Consider the following 18,229-nt stretch of genomic DNA (forward strand, 5'->3'; position numbering starts at 1 on the left):
TGATCATTTTGGAGGAAAACATCATGAATTGGCCTGAAATGAACGTTCTTGTTGTTGGGGCCGGTAAAAGCGGCAAAGCCGCGGTACAAAAGCTTTTGGATCTTGGGGCGGAGGTTTTTCTCACTGACAGGCAGCAAACAGATCAAATTGAGGGAATAAATGAGCTGGGATTGGCCGGAGACAGGCTGATCCTGGGGCGGGACCCGGATGTGACCGCGATCAAGCCGGACTTAATTGTCCTTTCTCCCGGAATTTCCCCCGAACTGGCTTTCATTCGGGAAGCCACAGAGAAGGGAATTCCTGTTTGGAGTGAAGTAGAGCTTGCTTTGCGGGATTGTCAAGCCTTAGTGGTGGGGATTACCGGAAGCAATGGCAAAACGACCACAACCACCCTGATTGGAGAACTGGCCAAGAAAACAGGGAGACCGGCAGTTGTCGCCGGGAATATCGGGACAGCGATCAGCGGCAAGGTTGAAGGCCTCGGCTCCCGCGGAATTGTAGTCGCGGAACTGTCCAGTTTTCAATTGGAGTTGATCGACCGGCTGAGAGTGAATATTGCGGTGCTCATTAATATTACACCTGACCACCTGGACAGACACGGTACACTGGAGAATTATGCCGCGGCCAAAGCCAGGATCTTTGAGAACCAGACCGGTAAAGATCTGGCTGTTTTAAGCTGGGATTATCCCATGGTCAGAGAATACGGAAAAATAACTCAGGCTCGTGTGACCTATATCAGTACGGAAGAATTATTGGCAGATGGGATCGGCTTATCAGGCAATGATCTCGTTTGGTCCCGGGATGGAAAGACAACGAAAATCATCGCGAGAAATGAACTGCAATTGAGAGGAAAGCATAACCTGGAAAATGTCATGTGCGGGATAGCGGTCGGGCTGGAAATGGGCTTATCCGGACCTCAGATTGCCGAGGTCCTCAGGGGATTTGCCCCTGTCGCCCACAGGCAGGAGGTTGTCGGCAGCTATGACGGCATATTATACATCAACGATTCCAAGGGAACCAATCCGGATTCGGCAATCAAAGCCTTGCAATCTTATGAGGAACCGATTGTCCTGATTGCCGGAGGCAAAAATAAGGGTTTAGATATGACGGAATTTCTGGAAGAAGCCAAAAAGAGGGTCAAGAGTCTGGTTTTAGTCGGCAAGGCGGCGGATGACCTGGAAATCATTGCTAAAAAAATCGGAATCAAAAACATCATCAAAGCAGTCGACTTTGAAGATTGTGTGGATAAAGCTATTGCTGAGGCTGCGAAAGGGGATGTTGTTTTACTGTCGCCTGCTTGTACAAGTTGGGATATGTTTAAAAGTTATGAAGAAAGAGGGGAATTGTTTAAGACGTTAGTGCGTAAGCATTATAGCAAGCCCATTTGATTTAGAGGGGGAGGTATAATGCTGAAAAGCCGTTTGAGGAGGATCGACAGGGTACTCCTGGGAGCAATTCTGTCCTTGCTGGCGATCGGAGTCATCATGACTTACAGTTCCAGTGCGGTCAAAGGATATCTTTATTATGATGACCCATACCATTTTTTTAAGGCGGAGTTATTATGGGTAACGCTTGGTTTGACAGTGATGGCTTTTGCCCTGGCAGTAGATTGGAAGTTGCTGTATAATTGGGCTAAACCGATATTATATGTTGCTTTATTTCTCCTGATTTTGGTTAAGGTGCCGGGGATAGGGCGTAATGTAAACGGGGCTGTGCGCTGGATTGGTCTTGGGCCTCTCTCCATTCAGCCCTCGGAAGTCATCAAGTTAGCAATGATCCTCATTGTTGCCCGCCTTCTCTCAGCTCATCCTCACCAAATCGGGAGGTTCAAAAATGGAATCATGCCGGTGCTCCTCCTTTTGGGTCTGGTTTGTCTGCTGATCATGCTGCAGCCGGACCTTGGGACTACCTTAGTGATTGCGGCGGCGACCTTCTTTATGTTGATTGCTGCCGGGGCCAGAGCCGGACATATTGCGGCTTTAGGGAGTGCCGGACTGCTCATGGTTGTGGCGGCGATTGCGGCGGCACCTTACCGGATGCGTCGTATTTTTGCCTTCATTGATCCCTGGGCCGATCCGTCCGGGAAAGGATATCAGACCATCCAGTCTTTACTGGCGCTGGGGCCCGGAGGCCTGTTCGGGCTGGGGCTCGGGCAAAGCAGGCAGAAATTCCTATATTTGCCTGAAAATCATACGGACTTTATATTTGCCATGATCGGTGAAGAATTGGGTTTTATCGGGGCAACAATCGTTGTGGGTCTATTTTTTATCGTCGTCTGGAGAGGGTTCAGGACAGCAATGTATGCGCCGAATCCATTTTTGGCTTTGATGGCGGTGGGGCTGACTTCATTGATCGGAATTCAGGCTATGATCAACATGGGGGTCGTGTCGGGAATTCTTCCTGTCACAGGGATTACACTTCCTTTTTTGAGTTATGGCGGGACTTCCCTGGTGTTCACTATGCTTGGAGCCGGGTTGTTATTGAACATTTCCTCGATCTGCAAAGAATCTTAGGGGGAATCGCAGTGCGTGTAATTGTAACCGGTGGCGGCACCGGCGGACATATTTATCCTGCTCTGGCCGTAGCGGAAGGACTGAAGGATAAAATCCCTGAAGTCAAAATTCTCTATGTAGGAAATAAAGACGGCATGGAAGCCAGGATTGTTCCCGAAAACGGAACTGACTTTAAAGGGATATCCGGCAGGGGGCTGCCGCGCAGGCTCAGCCCGGACATGCTTAAAGCAGGGGGAAGCAACCTAAAGGCTCTTTGGCAAGCCAAACAGATTTTGAAAGAGTTCCAGCCTGACCTTGTGGTCGGGACCGGGGGCTATGTTTCGGGTCCGGTCGTATTTGTCGCCGCTTTATTTGGGATTCCGGCTATCTTGCATGAGCAAAATGCCTTGGCCGGGGTAACCAACAAAATGCTGGGTAGGGTGGTCAAGAAAATCCTGCTGACTTTTGAAGAAAGCAGAAAATATTTTTCCCATCAGGAAAAAATCGATGTTGTCGGTCTGCCGGTGCGCAAAGAGATCGGAAGCATCAGCCGTCAGGCCGGAGCCGCGGCTCTGGGAATTGATCCCGCTAAAAGAACCCTTCTTGTGACCGGCGGCAGCAGGGGAGCGCTGAATATCAATAAGGCCATGCTGGAGGTAGCCGAAAAACTGCGAACCAGAGAGGATATCCAGTTGATCTGGGCAACCGGTACGGCAACATATGAGGAGATCAGCAAAGAACTTGAGATCAGGCAAATCGACCGGAGAAGAAGAGGCTGGAGGATGACCAGTTATATCAGAAATATGCCTGAGGCCCTGGCCTGTTCCGATCTTTGCATCTGCCGGGCCGGGGCGGGCACTCTGGCCGAGCTCTCGGCGGCCGGGAGGGCAAGCATTCTGATCCCTTATCCCTATGCCGCGGAGAATCATCAGGAACATAATGCCCGGGCCTTCGCCGACAAAGGTGCGGCGGTTGTGATCAAGGACAATGAATTAAGCGGGACCTTGCTTTGGGAACAGATAGAGGCTATTCTTTCCAACAGGTTTAAGTTTGAGGAAATGGGAGCGCGGGCCAGGGGAGTATTTCCGGCCGGGGCACTCAGCCGGATTGTGGAGTATTGCCGGGAGACAGCGTGGAAATAGCACATTGGGAGTTTCATCTGCATAACATAATGCAGGTGAAAGGAGGATTGACTTGGAGCCGCAAATCAGCGAACGAAATGTAAGAGGAAAAATAGAGCGTGACTTTTCTCTGAAAAAACTCAATACATGGCATATAGGCGGTAATGCTGAACTTGTTTTTTGGCCCGTAAGCTGCGAGGACTTACTAAAGGGCAGATCATGGTGTCAAAAGAATAAAGTGAAAATGCTGCTATTGGGCAGGGGGTCAAATATCCTTCTTCCTGATGAAGGAATAAAGGGAATGGTTATTGTGACCTCCATGCTTAAGAACATAACCTGGCAGGAAAAGAGGATTATGGTGGAAGCCGGATATCCGCTGAGCCAATTGGCACGACAGGCTGCCGACAAAGGATTGGAAGGATTGGAATTTGCCTGCGGTATTCCCGGAACGGTCGGGGGAGCCGTCATGGTCAATGCGGGGGCGCATGGAGCGGAGATTTCCGATTTAGTCCGGCAGGTGCGGGTTCTGGATCAAAAGGGCGAGATCATGACCCTTGATCGCGAGCAGATCGAATTTTCTTACCGGACCAGTTCTCTGCAGGGGAAGTACTGGATATTGGAATGTGTCCTGGAGCTTGTTCCCGGTGAACCTGCGGTACTGAAAGAAAAAATCAGGGTTTTTACAGAACAAAGAAAAAACGCCCAGCCACTGGAATACCCTAACGCCGGCAGTGTGTTCCGCAATCCTCCCCACTTATCGGCAGGAGCCCTGATTGAGCAGGCCGGCTGGAAGGGGAAAACTGTCGGCGGTGCACAGGTTTCCGCAAAGCACGCCAATTTTATTATTAATACGGGAAAGGCAACCGCTTTGGATGTAAAGACGTTAATCAATGCCATTACGGAAGATATAGAAGATAAATTCGGAATCCAGTTGAAGACAGAAGTACAAATATTTTCTTGACAGTTAGGAGGATCAGACATGGCGATGGATCGTTATGTCATAACAGGAAAGCAAAAGCTTGAAGGGGAAATCAGAACAAGCGGGGCGAAAAATGCCTCACTCCCCCTGATGGCGGCCGCTGTTCTCGCTGAAGGCAAAACAATTCTCAGGGGTATTCCTGATTTAACAGATATCAACAGTATGGGGGAAGTGCTTGAACGTCTGGGATGCAGTGTCAGCAGAACAGGTGAAGAGCTGGTCATTGATTCGGCCTCCTTAAATGACTGTACCGTTGATGAAGAGCTGATGCGTAAAATGAGGGCCTCCAATCTAATTCTCGGTCCGATGCTGGCGAAAAAAGGGAAAGTGAGAATTTCACGTCCGGGCGGCTGTGCGATCGGTTCACGGCCTATGGATCAGCATATTAAAGGGCTGCAGGATTTAGGCGTACGAATCAGGGAAAAACATGGGTACATAGAGGCTTATGCGGATAAGATGAGCGGAGCGGAGATTTATTTGGATGTTCCCAGTGTGGGAGCGACCGAAAATTTAGTCATGGCGGCTGTATTGGCCGCAGGGACCACGGTCGTCAATAATGCGGCAAGAGAACCTGAAATTGTTGATCTCCAGAACTTTCTCAATAAGATGGGGGCCCGAGTCCGGGGGGCGGGGACCAATGTCGTCAGAATCGACGGAGTCACCAAGCTTGCCCCCGCAGAATACACTGTGATCCCCGATAGGATAGAAGCCGGGACACATATGGTGGCAGCCGTCATGACAGAGGGGGATCTGGTCGTTGAAAATATCATCCCGGAACATGTCAGTTCCGTTATTGCCAAACTTAGACAGGCAGGAGCAGAGATCACGGTTTATCCTGACAGCGTAAGAGTGAAACAGGAGGGAAGGATTAAAGCTACGGACCTGAAAACTCTGGCTTATCCGGGATTCCCCACTGACCTGCAGCCTCAGTTTTTAGCAATGCTTTGTATGGCGAAAGGGACAAGTATCATTACAGAAACGATTTTTGAAAACAGATTTCAACATATCGCCGAACTGCGGAGGATGGGAGCAAGGATCACCACAGATGGAAGAACAGCAGTAATATGCGGGGTGAAGTCCCTGGAAGGAGCCTTTGTGGAAGCGACTGATCTCAGAGCGGGGGCCGCGTTGTTCCTTGCGGCGCTTGCTGCGGATGAAGGCACCGTGCTGGAAAGGATCGATCATATTGACAGGGGCTACGAAAACCTTGAACAGAAGTACAAAGCCGTAGGTGCCAAACTGCAAAGAGTTGTAAAAAGCTGCTGAAGTATTATAATAAAGAGATAAAGCCGGATGGAGGATTATGTTCAGGAAAAGAAGTGCAGCCCTAGTCTATTTATCATTATTGACCTGCCTGGTTGTCGTAGGAGGGTTTCTTTTCCTGCGTTCAGCCTTTTTTACAGTTCAGAAGATTGAAATTGACGGGCTGAACAGGATTGCCAATGAAGAAATCAGTAAGCTGATCGGAAATGTGAAAGGGGAAAACATTTTTACGATTGACACCGCGGATCTAGCCACTAAAATACAATTGCACCCATTTGTCGAGCAGGCGGCAGTGGAAAGAAAGCTGCCTTCCACCTTGAAAGTGGCGATTAAAGAACGGAAAGCCGCTGCCTTAATTGTGGCTGGGGAAAAGGTTGTTGAGGTGGATTTGTCCGGGATCGTTTTAAAGTATTATGAAGGATGGCCCAAAGAGGACAGCCCGGTTTTGACGGGTGTTTCCATCCCGGAGAGCACAGGTCCGGGTCAGAAGGTGTCCAGCCCGGAAATCGATGCTCTGATGAAGTTAGTTGGACAAGTTCCCCCGGAGTTATTGCCGAAAATCAGTGAGATCAGCTATAAGCCTTCCAAGCAGATCAACCTTTATCTCCTGAACGGGATTGAGGTCAGGCTGGGTTATTCCGGGGATTATGCGGAAAAAATCAAGCTGCTGAACGAACTGCTTAACAGCGCTGATTTTCAAGCAGTGGAAAAAAGTATCAAATATATTGATCTGACAGCCGGAAAACCGGTATTAGGATAAACAAACGGAGGTATTCTCACATGTGGCTGCCAATTTTCGGTTTGCTCATCGGGTTAATTATCGGCGCATTCACTCCTTTTACCATACCTGTTGAATATGCTAAATATCTTTCGGTTGCTATTGTTGTGGCGCTTGACACAGTAATGGGCGGGATCAGAGCCTATCAGGAAGAGAGTTTTGACAGCACGGTTTTTCTGAGCGGATTTGTTGTAAATATTATTGCCGCCAGTTTGCTGGCCTTTATTGGGGACCGCATGGGGGTTGACCTGTATCTTGCCGCCATAGTGGCCTTTGGTTCAAGATTATTTCAAAATATCAGCATTATCCGCCGCCATGTCATCAAAAAGTAAGATGCAGGCCGGAGAATGCCCGGGGCAGTAAATATTTTTTATTTCCTGCGGTAAAAAAAGAGGAATAACGGCTTTTAATCTAGAAATTCCTTAGTTAAGTTTTTTCTTTAAAAATAACAGTTGTATTGGAAAAACAGAAAGAATTGATCATAGAGAAGACCGAATCTAAATCATATGAGTCTAAAGAGAGGCAGGGTAAATTAAGATGCTGGAATTTGATACAGACAGTATGCAATTTGCGCGAATTAAAGTTATAGGTGTTGGCGGAGGGGGCAATAACGCTGTAAATAGGATGATTTCCGCCGATCTTAAAGGAGTAGAATTTATCGGTATTAATACAGATGCTCAGGCTTTGCAAATGTCCAGGGCTGCCGAAAAAATACAGATAGGAAACAAGCTGACAAAAGGACTCGGGGCTGGTGCCAATCCTGAGATTGGCCAGAATGCTGCGATCGAAAGCAAGGATGATTTGGCCCAGGTCCTGATGGGAGCAGATATGGTTTTTGTTGCCGCGGGAATGGGCGGAGGTACCGGGACGGGCGCAGCCCCTATTGTTGCCGAAATCGCCCGCAGTGTCGGGGCGCTGACAGTTGGGGTGGTCACAAGGCCGTTTTCTTTTGAAGGCAGGAAAAGGGCGCTTCAAGCCGAACGCGGGATATTGGAGCTGAAAGACAAGGTGGATACCTTGATTACGATTCCGAATGACCGTTTGCTTCAGGTGGTGGACAAGCATACGACGATTCAGGAGGCATTTAAGATTGCCGATGATATCCTTTTGCATGGGGTTCAGGGCATTTCAAATCTCATTACGATTCCGGGCCTGATCAATCTTGATTTTGCCGATGTCAAAACAATTATGTCCGATACAGGTTCGGCCCTGATGGGAATCGGGGTATCCACAGGTGACAACAGGGCGGTGGAAGCGGCCAGAAGGGCAATCTCCAGTCCTCTTTTGGAAACCTCTATCGAGGGAGCAAAAGGGGTCTTATTAAATATTACGGGCGGTTCCAATATGACCCTTTTAGAAGTCAACGAAGCTTCCGAGGTTGTCGGCGAGGCGGCCGATCAGGAAGCCAATATCATATTCGGGGCTGTTATTGACGAATCCCTTAAAGATGATGTCAGGGTTACGGTGATTGCTACCGGCTTTGACCAGAGAAGTACCCCCCAGCATAAAGGAACGACCAATTCCGATCCCATAGGGCAAAAGAACAATATCTTTTCAGATAATGTGGATATTCCTAATTTCCTGAAATTCAGAAAGTAACAGCGGACAGCCATTGGATCAAATCAGGGGAAAAGGATAACGGCTGTAATTTGTTTTCATTTGTAATGAAGGCGTACCGAAGCTTTGTGCTGCGTCTTCGTTTTGTTGTCTTTAAAATTTAATTTGAGACGGGACCAGACAGGCTTGTAAACAGAGAATGACGCATTCCAGGCAATATTCTACTGTTTATTTTTTTTGCTGTTCTTATTGATTTTCACAATGCCTGCTTATCCTACAGAAAACGGGCTTTCCGGCAAAAAATAGCCTGTTTTTACCTAACCAAAACCGACAGGATTTATTTCCCTTTAAAGGTATAATTTTTACATAAGATCCAAAATGGAAAGGGATACAGCCACAAGGATCACCCGGATGATTGAAGGGATACGGCCAAATGTATTACCTGGATATTGTTTTATTGATTAATGGGCTGATGGATGCCCTGATCCTCCTTTTTGCTTCCAAGCTTCTCCACCGCAGGATCTATCCCGCTTTCCTTATTTCAGGCGCTCTGCTCGGAGAAATCCCCATCCTGCTTGCATTGTTCCCGTACAATCCCCTGGTTCATTTAAGCAAAGTGATCATTCCTCTGGCCGTAGCGGGGATAGGCATGCGGGCAAGGTCCTGGGGCGATCTTTGGGAGTGCTTTCTCTATTTTACCGTTCTCACGGCCATGACCGGCGGAGCGGCTTACGCAGGAATCGTTTGGTTTGGATTAGCCGATACGGCTGCCGGCTTCAGCCTGACGCTCGATAATATCTGGCTGCTCCTGGCGCTGATCCTGGTGCTTTGCTTATGCTACAGGTTATGGGGGAAAAACAATGGTAAACAATCTTTTTTTAGTCAGGTGCTGTACCGGATCGAATTGGATTTCGGCGGCGGGTCTGTTCTGAAAACGACGGCTCTCCTCGATACCGGAAATGAGCTGAGGGATCCCCTGACAGATAAGCCGATGATATTGATTCAGGAAAATGTTTCCTTAACAGCTTTGCCCCGGCCAATTGCCGAATTTCTGCAATGTCCGTGGCGCGATCTGGCCGACCCCTGTTCTCTGCTCTGGAACAGCAGCAATAACATCGCGGAGAGGGTGACCTTCATTCGGGTAAAAGGAGTAAACGGCCAGAGCTGGCTGCCGGGTGTCAGATCAGTCCGGTTAAAAATAACAGAGGACGGTTCCGTCCGGGAAAAAACCGTAACAGCGGTGATTGTGCCGCAGTTATTGAGCTCGGATAACAAATTTGAAGCTCTTCTGCATCCCGATCATGTCTGCAGGGAAAAATACAGGGAGGAAATCGCATGATGATGTGGGGAAAGAATATCATTAATCTGTGGGGCAGAAAAACAGCAAACCTGTTTAGAAATGCTGCCGGCGCGGTGTTGAATAAAATCAGGAGAGTAAAAACTGTTTTCTATGTGGGAAGCAGTGAAGCACTGCCTCCGCCTCTAAGCTTTGATGAAGAAGAAGAACTGATCCTCAGACTGGAAAAGGGCGATCTGAGTGTGAAAGGGACATTAATCGAGAGGAATCTTCGTTTGGTCGTTTATATTTCCCGCAAATTTGAAAATACAGGGATCAGTATTGAAGACCTCGTTTCTATCGGCACAATAGGGCTGATTAAAGCAGTGAATACGTTTGACCCCACAAAGAAGATCAAACTGGCAACGTATGCTTCTCGCTGTATCGAGAATGAAATCCTGATGTATTTGCGCAGAAATAATAAAATCAGGTCGGAAGTCTCATTTGACGAACCGCTGAATATCGACTGGGACGGAAATGAATTGCTTCTTTCCGATGTATTGGGAACAGAGAATGATATCATCTCCAAGCCTATTGAAGAAGAGGTTGACAGACAGCTTCTGGCCCAGGCGATGTCTTCGCTGAGTGAGAGAGAACAGCTGATTATGGAACTCCGGTTCGGGATGGGCGGCAAAGAGGAAAAGACCCAGAAGGAAGTGGCGGATAAACTGGGAATTTCCCAATCCTATATTTCCCGTCTGGAAAAAAAAATCATCAAAAGACTGCGTAAAGAATTTGTGCGTTTGGAATAAACAAGAGGCTCTCAGGGTATACTCTCCAGAAGGATAACCGCACGGAGGGTATTTGATATGGTTTTGAACAAAGTGGAAATATGCGGAGTGAACACATCGAAACTGCCTGTCCTGAGTGGTGCAAAAATGAAAGAACTGTTTACAAAAATGCAAGCGGGCGACGGCACGATACGTGAGCAGTTGATTAAAGGCAACCTGCGCCTGGTTTTAAGTGTGATTCAGAGATTCAGCAACAGGGGAGAGCATGTCGACGATTTGTTTCAGGTAGGCTGTATCGGGCTCATGAAAGCAATTGATAATTTTGATCTCAGCCAGAATGTCAAATTTTCAACTTATGCTGTTCCTATGATCATCGGAGAGATCAGAAGATATTTAAGAGACAATAATTCGATCAGAGTCAGCAGGTCTTTAAGGGATATCGCTTATAAAGCCCTGCAGATCAGAGATAAATTGGCGACAGAATGCTCCCGGGAACCGACCATCCAGGAAATCGCGGCAAAATTGGAGACACCCCAGGAAGAAGTGATCTTGGCCCTGGATGCCATTCAGGAACCGGTTTCCTTATTTGAACCGATTTACCATGATGGCGGCGATCCGATCTATGTCATGGATCAGATCGGTGATCATAAGCAATCCGACCGGATCTGGCTGGAAAGTCTGTCAATCAAAGAAGGGATTGAGCGGCTGGGGGAACGGGAAAAAAGAATTATCTCTCTCCGGTTTTTTCAAGGCAAGACTCAAATGGAAGTAGCTGAAGAAATCGGGATATCCCAAGCCCAGGTATCGCGTTTGGAAAAAGCGGCCCTTAAGCACATGCGTAAACATGTATGACAGCCGTTTCTCTCTCATATGATAGAGGGAGAGGAGGGCTGGCAATGAAAGTGTCTGAAATGCGTATGCTGGATATTATCAATGTTGAAGATGGCCGCAGGCTGGGGCCCATACTTGATCTGGATATCGATCTGGAGAAAGGGATCATGAAAGGTCTTGTCGTTATGGTCACAGCCAAAGGCCGAAGCTTTTTTGGAAGCAACCGGGGAGGGGACGCCTTTATTCCCTGGGAGAGAGTGGTCAAGATCGGGGTTGATGTGATCCTGGTAGATGCTAAGGATATTGTCAGTTTAAACGGCTAGAGTTTAAAATAACTATAGAAATTGACTTTTTTCGACGATAATATACATAAATAACAAATAACAAAGAACAAAGTGATTGATCAGAGGTGAAAATGGGCTGGCAGTGGCAAAAAGGTAAAACATTAAATTATTTAATCATTGAGGAGTGGGCGGAAAAAGGTGTCACGGCTGCTTTTTCGTCGCGTAGCGGAGGGCTCAGCAACGGTCCCTATACGTCCCTCAATATCGGTCTTCATGTGGAGGACAAGCAAGAAACAGTCCTGGCCAACCGCAAAAGATTATTGGATGAATGGAGCATACCTTTTGAGGACTGTGTGGTGGCGGACCAGGTTCATGGCCGTCATATCCAGTTTATTACGGGTGAAGACAGAGGGAAAGGTATGGAAAGTACCGGGACGGCTATTCCTTCAACCGATGGGATGCTTACGAACAGCGGGATCGCTTTAATGGCTTTTTTCGCAGACTGTGTACCTGTGTTCTTCTTCCATCCAGATATCAGGATCATTGGTCTGGCTCATGCGGGCTGGAAAGGCACTGCGTCAGGAATTGCCGGCAAAATGATCGAAAAAATCAGCAGTTATGGCGGTCATCCGTCACGTTGCCTGGTCGGAATCGGTCCCTGCATCGGCAAGTGCTGTTATGAAGTCGATGAAAACGTGATTGAGGCGATTAATGAAAAAGTTCTCAATATCGCCCGTGTGGCAGCCCCCGTCGAAAAGAATGAATCAGCAAAGAAAAAATACAAGCTGGACTTGGCGGCGGCAAATAGAGAAATTCTTCTCGCTGGGGGAGTTCATCCCTCAAACATTTGGGAAAGCGGAATGTGTACTTCATGCCAGGAAGAAGATTTTTACTCATACCGAAGAGACAACGGCCGGACGGGCAGAATGGCCGGACTGATCAAGATGTGTTAATCAGATAAAAAACGGTTGACGAATTAAGCTGTGCTGATCAGGCAAAATGACCGGACTGGCTGTTGGGGCGGCCGGTAAGAGGTGGTTGAATGGCCGGTAAGAAAAAGGCCCGGGGTAAAATAAAATATTTTGTTTTGTTTGCGCTTGGCTGTACCTTGTTTTACTGGGCATATGATACAGCTTGGTTTCCCCGCAGCCTTCAATATGCCGTTGCTGAACAGGGAAACCTCAATCATGAAACGAAGACCAAAGCAACTTTTGCTAACCGGGAAACTGTTTTAACCGCTCCCATCGAAGGCCGGGTGACCTACCTCTGTGACGACGGCCAGCGTTTAAGCAAAGGGGAAGAGACCATGTCAATTCTGCCTGGAGGGGTAGATTACGGTGTCAAGTTACAGGCAGTCACGGTCAATGCACCTGTTACAGGCCTTTTTTCTCAAGAATGTGATGGCTTGGAGGAAATAATCACCCCGGAGAATTTAATCAATATGGATTTATCCAGGCTGTTATTGGAAATGAACAAATCAGGGCAGCCTCAAACGGAAAATAACAGCCTGATTCCGGTGAACAGCGCCGTTGGGAAAATTATTGACAATCTTTCACCAAGCTATGCCTTTATTGAGCTTCCTTCAATTCAAGGCTTAGCATTGAATCAAAGCATTAATCTGACAGTGGATCAGGAGGAGCATCTTTCCACAATCGTGAGACTGTCCGATCATCCGGTTGGTATTGTGGTCAAATGCGCCAGTTTTGTCAACGGGTCAATGAGGCCGAGAGTCAGGGAAATTACGGTCAGGACGCAGAAGGCATCGGATGGGACAATTGTTCCTTTATCCGCTCTGAGCACAAAGGGTCAGACCCAGGGAATTTATGTGGAAGAAAATGGAGTTGTCAGATTTAAAGAGGTGGAGATTATTGATCAAAATGAAACTGAGGTTTGTGTAAAGGGGATTTCAGCAAAAACCCAGGTTGTCGTAAACCCGCAGGAAGGGATCGAGGGGACATTAGTGAGATAAAACAGAAAAAAAGACTGATTTATTGTCAATTTTTCGCTGGCAGGAAGGGAAAACCTTAATCGTGTAGAACTTAAATTGAATAGGCTGAATGATTTGGAGTGATCGCTTTGTCAATTAAGCAAAATCTTTTGGATATCAGGGCAAGGATTGTCAGGGCAGCTGCAAATTCCGGACGCAGGATAGAGGACATTAAGCTTGTCGCCGTATCAAAGACAGTTGCCATAGAGGGTTTAGCGGAAGCATACGCGGAAAATCAAAAAGTATTCGGGGAAAACCGAGTTCAGGAATGGCAGGATAAATACGAACATCTTGCGGCAGATTGTGAATGGCATATCATTGGAAGCCTTCAGACAAACAAGGTAAAATATTTAAACAGCAGGATTGTCCTGATTCATTCTTTGGACAGGCTTCCCCTTCTGGAAAAGTTAAATTCCGAAGGAGAAAAAAAAGGCGGGGTGTGGAATGCTCTGGTTCAGGTCAATGTAGCCAGGGATGAAGCGAAGGCCGGTCTGGAAGTGAATGAAGTCAGGGACTTTATTGAAAATGCCGTTGCTTTTCCGAAAGTTAAAATTAAGGGACTGATGACCATAGGGGCACTGAATGCCACAGCCGGAGAAACCAGGGACTGTTTTCACCAGCTGCGGGAGCTTCGTAACAGTCTGCAAACAGTCAAATACCCGGAAAAGATTCAGGAGCTCTCGATGGGGATGAGTGATGATTTTGAAACGGCTATCGAAGAAGGAGCCACAATTGTCCGGATAGGAAGCAGAATTTTTGGACACCGGAGTGAGAAATAAAAAACGAATGAGATAATCATTGGGAGGTTTGAAATGGGAAACTTGCTGGACAAATTTATTGGAATTATGGGCTTTGGTGATGATCAGACAGATGATGAACTGGCAGCCGCCGAATTTGAAGAAGATTACGAAGATGAGGAACCGCGCTTTAAAACAAATACAACCCGGGACAATTTTGTCAGAGAATCGGCGCCGAGGGAAACAGCGCTCAGAGACGCAAAGGAAGTCAGACATAAATCTTCACCGGTCGTCAGTATTCATACCCAAAAACAAGTGCGTGTCATGATTGTGGAACCTTCTTCTTTCGAAGAAACACAAAATATCGCGGAGCATTTAAAATCACGCAGGGCGGTAGTGGTTAATCTCGAAAAGACAGATTCTTCAATTACTCAGAGAATTGTTGATTTCGTCTGTGGAACAACCTATGCTTTGGGTGGCAATATGCAGAAAATTGGCAATGGGATTTTCATGTTTGTACCCAATAATGTCGACATCAGCGGTGAAACGAGCTTTAAAATGACCGACAGGGAAATCATCTGGCCGAAAATGAATCATTAATATTTTCAAGCTAAAACATTAGGGAGGGTATTCATATTTTATGATCAGCACTTTATACAGTATTATCTATATGGCTTTGGAAATTTTACAATTGCTCATATTGGTATATTGTATCGTTTCATGGATACCGAGCATCTCGAATCATCCTATTGTCAGGACGCTGAATGACTTTATCGAGCCCTTGCTGAGGCCTTTCAGGAGAATCAAGTTTGGCGGGGCAGGGATGATGATTGATTTCGCACCTTTGCTTGCGCTTTTGTCTATCTGGGTGTTGCAGTCATTCGTCTTGAAATATTTATTTATCCTGCTGATGAATATTTCTTCTTAAGTGTCGTCCTTTCTTAGGATCAATCTTTGTTTTCTTTGCATTTTCAATTCTTTTATATATAATAGTAAAGTAAAAGAATAAAATATTGGTGCAGAAAGCATGGATGAGGACAGTACGTTTATCACCTTCCTCCAGCGAGCAGGGTATGGTGGAAGCCTGTGGAAGAAATATTCGGAAGATCACCTCGGAGCGGCAGACTGAAAGGTTAATCAGGGTAAGTCTGTCCGGATTGTCCCCGTTAAAAGACTTGGAGATGCCCGTGACGCAGTTTTGGAACGGGCAATTAAGGTGGTACCGCGAGACTAGACTCGCCCTTTGAGGGCGGGTTTTTGTTTTTCGGACAGGGATTCAGGAAGAATATGTTCAGGAGTGATGACAATGGATTACCGAGAAACATTAAATTTGCCTCAGACAGATTTTCCTATGCGCGGGAATCTGCCGCAGAGAGAACCGGATATTTTGCAAAAATGGGAAAACGGAGATATCTATGGTCAGGTTCAGGAGTCCCGCCGGGGACGCCGGAAGTTTATTCTTCATGACGGGCCTCCCTATGCCAATGGGGATATTCATCTCGGTCATGCTTTAAATAAAGTCCTTAAGGATATCATTATCCGTTTTAAGACGATGCAGGGATATGACGCTCCTTATGTTCCGGGCTGGGATACCCATGGCCTGCCGATCGAACAGCAAGTGATTAAAAAACTGGGGCTGAACAGACATGCCGTTTCCACCCTGGAATTCAGGGCCCGGTGCAGTGATTATGCCAAGGAGTACGTGGAAATCCAGAAAGCCGAGTTTAAAAGGCTTGGCGTACGTGGAAACTGGGACAATGCTTACTTGACCCTGCATAAAGAATATGAAGCGGCGCAAATCGGTGTTTTCGGAGAAATGGCCAAAAAAGGCTATATCTACAAGGGTTTAAAACCGGTATACTGGTGTCCTTCCTGTGAAACAGCCTTGGCCGAGGCAGAAATTGACTATGCCGATAAAAAATCCACGGCAATATTTGTGAAGTTCCCGGTCAAAGAAGATCAGGGTTTATTGGGAAAAGACAACACTTCTGTGGTGATTTGGACGACGACACCCTGGACATTGCCGGCTAATCTGGCGATTTCCGTCCATCCGGAATATGAATATGCTCTGGTCCGGGACGGGGAAGAATATTTGGTGGTTGCCAAGGAACTTATGGAAGCTCTGAACAAAACCTGGAACAGGGAGCTCACAGCGGTAAAAACCGTGAAAGGCAAAGAACTGGAAGGAATCGTTTGCCGCCATCCCCTGATGAGCCGGGATTCCGTATTGATCTGCGGTGAACATGTTACTCTGGAGCAAGGGACCGGCTGTGTCCATACTGCTCCGGGCCATGGCGAAGACGACTTTATTGTCGGCAGGCAATACGGCCTGGATGTCCTTTGTCCTGTTGACCATCAGGGCAAGTTCACCAAAGAAGGCGGGCAATATGAAGGAATGAAGGTGGAGCAGGCTAATGCAGTGATCCTCAAAGATTTGCAGGAAGCCGGCATGCTGATCCATCAGGATAAAATCAAGCATTCCTACCCCCATTGCTGGAGATGCAAGAACCCGATTATTTTCCGGGCCACTGAACAATGGTTTGCGTCTATAGATGGATTCCGGCAGGCAGCCCTTGAGGAAATTGATCGGGTGGAATGGATTCCGGCCTGGGGCAAGGATAGGATTTACAATATGATCGCCGACAGGGGAGACTGGTGTATATCCAGACAAAGAACCTGGGGTGTGCCGATTCCGATCTTTTACTGTGAAGATTGCGGAAAGGAAATCATCAACGAACAAACCATTGAGAAACTGCAGGAGATTTTCCGGCAGGAGGGTTCGGATGCCTGGTTTGCACACAGTGTCGAGGAGCTTCTGCCTGAAGGACTGAAATGTCAATGCGGGGGGACTGAATTCCGTAAAGAAACCGATATCATGGATGTTTGGTTTGATTCCGGAACCAGTCATGTCGGGGTTCTCAAGCTTAGACCGGAGTTAAGCTATCCTGCCGACATGTACCTGGAAGGGTCGGACCAGCACAGAGGGTGGTTCAATTCCTCTCTTTCAACCTCAGTGGCCGCTTATGGCCAGGCTCCCTACAAAACTGTTCTGACCCACGGTTTCCTGGTTGACGAGAAAGGACGCAAAATGTCCAAGTCTCAGGGTAACGGGGTAGATCCTCTCCAGGTGGTAAGGGACATGGGCGCGGATATTTTGAGACTATGGGTTTCTTCAGCGGATTACCGCAACGATGTAGCGGCATCTCCCCGCATTATGAACCAGATGGTTGAAGCGTACAGGAAAATCCGGAATACCCTGAGGTTCCTCTTAGGCAATCTCTATGACTTTAACCCCGAACAAGACAGGGTAGAGTACAGCAAGCTGCAGGAAATTGACCGTTGGGTGCTGACCAGGCTGGCCAGGGTCATAGAGAAAGTCATCAAAGCTTATGAAACCTATGAGTTCCATGTTGTTTATCATACGGTTCATAATTTCTGTACTGTTGAACTGAGCGCAATTTATCTGGATATTGTCAAGGACAGAGCGTATGTGGAAGGCAAAGAGTCCTTGCTCCGCCGTTCCGCCCAGACAGTGATGAATGAGATTCTGAATGCTTTGGTGAGACTGCTGGCTCCGATCCTGGTATTCACAGCAGATGAAATCTGGGCGTATATACCGGGAGCAGATCCCGAAAGCAATGTTCAAATCGAGGAAATGCCGAAAATCAAACCGGAATGGGTTAACGAAGCGTTAGCCGCTAAGTGGGAAAAGATCTTGGCGATCCGAAATGATATTACCAAGGCCTTGGAAACCGCCCGTCAGGAAAAACTGATCAATCATTCCCTGACAGCAAAGGTGGATGTCTATGTTGACCCTGAGCAATATGCCTTTGTCAGTGCCATACCCAATCTGGAGGAAATCGTCATCGTCTCCAGATTCATTGTGCACGAATTAAAGGACAATGTTCCTGAAGGGGCCTCAGCATCAGAATTTTTCCCCGGCCTGAAGATCCTTGTCTCCAATGCCCCCGGGAAAAAGTGTGAAAGATGCTGGATCTATTATGAAGATTCGGGTACAGATACGGAGTATCCTGATCTCTGTCCGCGTTGTGCCGCTGTTGTCCGCAGTATCGGAAAATAAAAAATGGACGATAGGATGAAGGGGAGCATTTTGCTCCTCTATTCTTTTGCCA

The 18,229-nt window shown here is 47.3% G+C and carries 18 protein-coding genes and 1 other annotated feature; all 18 genes read left to right on the forward strand.

Translation table 11 applies throughout. From position 1 onward, the window contains the following. Nucleotides 1-23: 23 nt before the first annotated feature. Nucleotides 24-1,388 carry a UDP-N-acetylmuramoyl-L-alanine--D-glutamate ligase gene (gene murD / locus SGLY_RS03320; protein WP_013623879.1) on the forward strand — a complete coding sequence of 455 codons (1,365 nt, stop codon included), beginning with the start codon at nt 24-26 and terminating at the stop codon, nt 1,386-1,388. Between the two features lie 18 nt (nt 1,389-1,406). Continuing rightward, nucleotides 1,407-2,513, forward strand: a complete 1,107-nt coding sequence (ftsW, locus tag SGLY_RS03325) for a putative lipid II flippase FtsW (protein ID WP_013623880.1) — start codon at nt 1,407-1,409, stop codon at nt 2,511-2,513. A gap of 11 nt (nt 2,514-2,524) precedes the next feature. After that, entirely contained in the window at nt 2,525-3,634 is a 1,110-nt protein-coding gene (gene murG, locus SGLY_RS03330) for an undecaprenyldiphospho-muramoylpentapeptide beta-N-acetylglucosaminyltransferase (protein ID WP_013623881.1), read from the forward strand. Between the two features lie 52 nt (nt 3,635-3,686). Continuing rightward, the gene (murB, locus tag SGLY_RS03335) at nt 3,687-4,574 is read left to right on the forward strand and encodes a UDP-N-acetylmuramate dehydrogenase (protein ID WP_013623882.1); all 888 of its coding nucleotides are present in this window, start codon (nt 3,687-3,689) and stop codon (nt 4,572-4,574) included. Nucleotides 4,575-4,592: 18 nt separating this feature from the next. Further along, nucleotides 4,593-5,858: a UDP-N-acetylglucosamine 1-carboxyvinyltransferase gene (murA, locus tag SGLY_RS03340; RefSeq protein ID WP_013623883.1), complete on the forward strand. Its 1,266-nt coding sequence runs from the start codon at nt 4,593-4,595 to the stop codon at nt 5,856-5,858. A gap of 37 nt (nt 5,859-5,895) precedes the next feature. Continuing rightward, complete coding sequence (locus SGLY_RS03345) at nt 5,896-6,615, forward strand: cell division protein FtsQ/DivIB (protein WP_013623884.1); 720 nt, start codon at nt 5,896-5,898, stop codon at nt 6,613-6,615. 20 nt (nt 6,616-6,635) lie between these two features. After that, nucleotides 6,636-6,965, forward strand: coding sequence for a small basic family protein (locus SGLY_RS03350; protein WP_013623885.1), 330 nt, complete (start codon nt 6,636-6,638; stop codon nt 6,963-6,965). Nucleotides 6,966-7,170: 205 nt separating this feature from the next. Beyond that, entirely contained in the window at nt 7,171-8,232 is a 1,062-nt protein-coding gene (gene ftsZ, locus SGLY_RS03355; protein WP_013623886.1) for a cell division protein FtsZ, read from the forward strand. Between the two features lie 391 nt (nt 8,233-8,623). Next, nucleotides 8,624-9,529 (forward strand): sigma-E processing peptidase SpoIIGA, encoded by a 906-nt coding sequence (locus tag SGLY_RS03360; RefSeq protein WP_013623887.1) that lies wholly within the window; start codon nt 8,624-8,626, stop codon nt 9,527-9,529. After that, the gene (gene sigE, locus SGLY_RS03365) at nt 9,526-10,278 is read left to right on the forward strand and encodes an RNA polymerase sporulation sigma factor SigE (protein ID WP_013623888.1); all 753 of its coding nucleotides are present in this window, start codon (nt 9,526-9,528) and stop codon (nt 10,276-10,278) included. The genes SGLY_RS03360 and sigE overlap by 4 nt, the downstream gene beginning before the upstream one ends. 57 nt (nt 10,279-10,335) lie before the next feature. After that, the gene (gene sigG / locus SGLY_RS03370; protein ID WP_013623889.1) at nt 10,336-11,109 is read left to right on the forward strand and encodes an RNA polymerase sporulation sigma factor SigG; all 774 of its coding nucleotides are present in this window, start codon (nt 10,336-10,338) and stop codon (nt 11,107-11,109) included. A gap of 44 nt (nt 11,110-11,153) precedes the next feature. Next, nucleotides 11,154-11,411: a YlmC/YmxH family sporulation protein gene (locus SGLY_RS03375; RefSeq protein ID WP_013623890.1), complete on the forward strand. Its 258-nt coding sequence runs from the start codon at nt 11,154-11,156 to the stop codon at nt 11,409-11,411. A 92-nt stretch (nt 11,412-11,503) separates the two neighbouring features. Continuing rightward, the gene (pgeF, locus tag SGLY_RS03380) at nt 11,504-12,325 is read left to right on the forward strand and encodes a peptidoglycan editing factor PgeF (RefSeq protein WP_013623891.1); all 822 of its coding nucleotides are present in this window, start codon (nt 11,504-11,506) and stop codon (nt 12,323-12,325) included. Between the two features lie 89 nt (nt 12,326-12,414). Then, nucleotides 12,415-13,341: a biotin/lipoyl attachment domain-containing protein gene (locus SGLY_RS03385; protein WP_013623892.1), complete on the forward strand. Its 927-nt coding sequence runs from the start codon at nt 12,415-12,417 to the stop codon at nt 13,339-13,341. Nucleotides 13,342-13,448: 107 nt separating this feature from the next. Continuing rightward, nucleotides 13,449-14,138 carry a YggS family pyridoxal phosphate-dependent enzyme gene (locus SGLY_RS03390; protein WP_013623893.1) on the forward strand — a complete coding sequence of 230 codons (690 nt, stop codon included), beginning with the start codon at nt 13,449-13,451 and terminating at the stop codon, nt 14,136-14,138. Nucleotides 14,139-14,171: 33 nt separating this feature from the next. After that, nucleotides 14,172-14,696, forward strand: a complete 525-nt coding sequence (locus tag SGLY_RS03395; RefSeq protein ID WP_013623894.1) for a cell division protein SepF — start codon at nt 14,172-14,174, stop codon at nt 14,694-14,696. A 40-nt stretch (nt 14,697-14,736) separates the two neighbouring features. After that, nucleotides 14,737-15,024, forward strand: coding sequence for a YggT family protein (locus tag SGLY_RS03400; RefSeq protein ID WP_013623895.1), 288 nt, complete (start codon nt 14,737-14,739; stop codon nt 15,022-15,024). A 91-nt stretch (nt 15,025-15,115) separates the two neighbouring features. Then, nucleotides 15,116-15,343, forward strand: a binding site (T-box leader). A gap of 59 nt (nt 15,344-15,402) precedes the next feature. Next, nucleotides 15,403-18,177 (forward strand): isoleucine--tRNA ligase, encoded by a 2,775-nt coding sequence (gene ileS, locus SGLY_RS03405; RefSeq protein WP_013623896.1) that lies wholly within the window; start codon nt 15,403-15,405, stop codon nt 18,175-18,177. Nucleotides 18,178-18,229: the final 52 nt, after the last annotated feature.

It is taken from the genome of Syntrophobotulus glycolicus DSM 8271 (assembly GCF_000190635.1).
Lineage (GTDB): Bacteria > Bacillota > Desulfitobacteriia > Desulfitobacteriales > Syntrophobotulaceae > Syntrophobotulus > Syntrophobotulus glycolicus.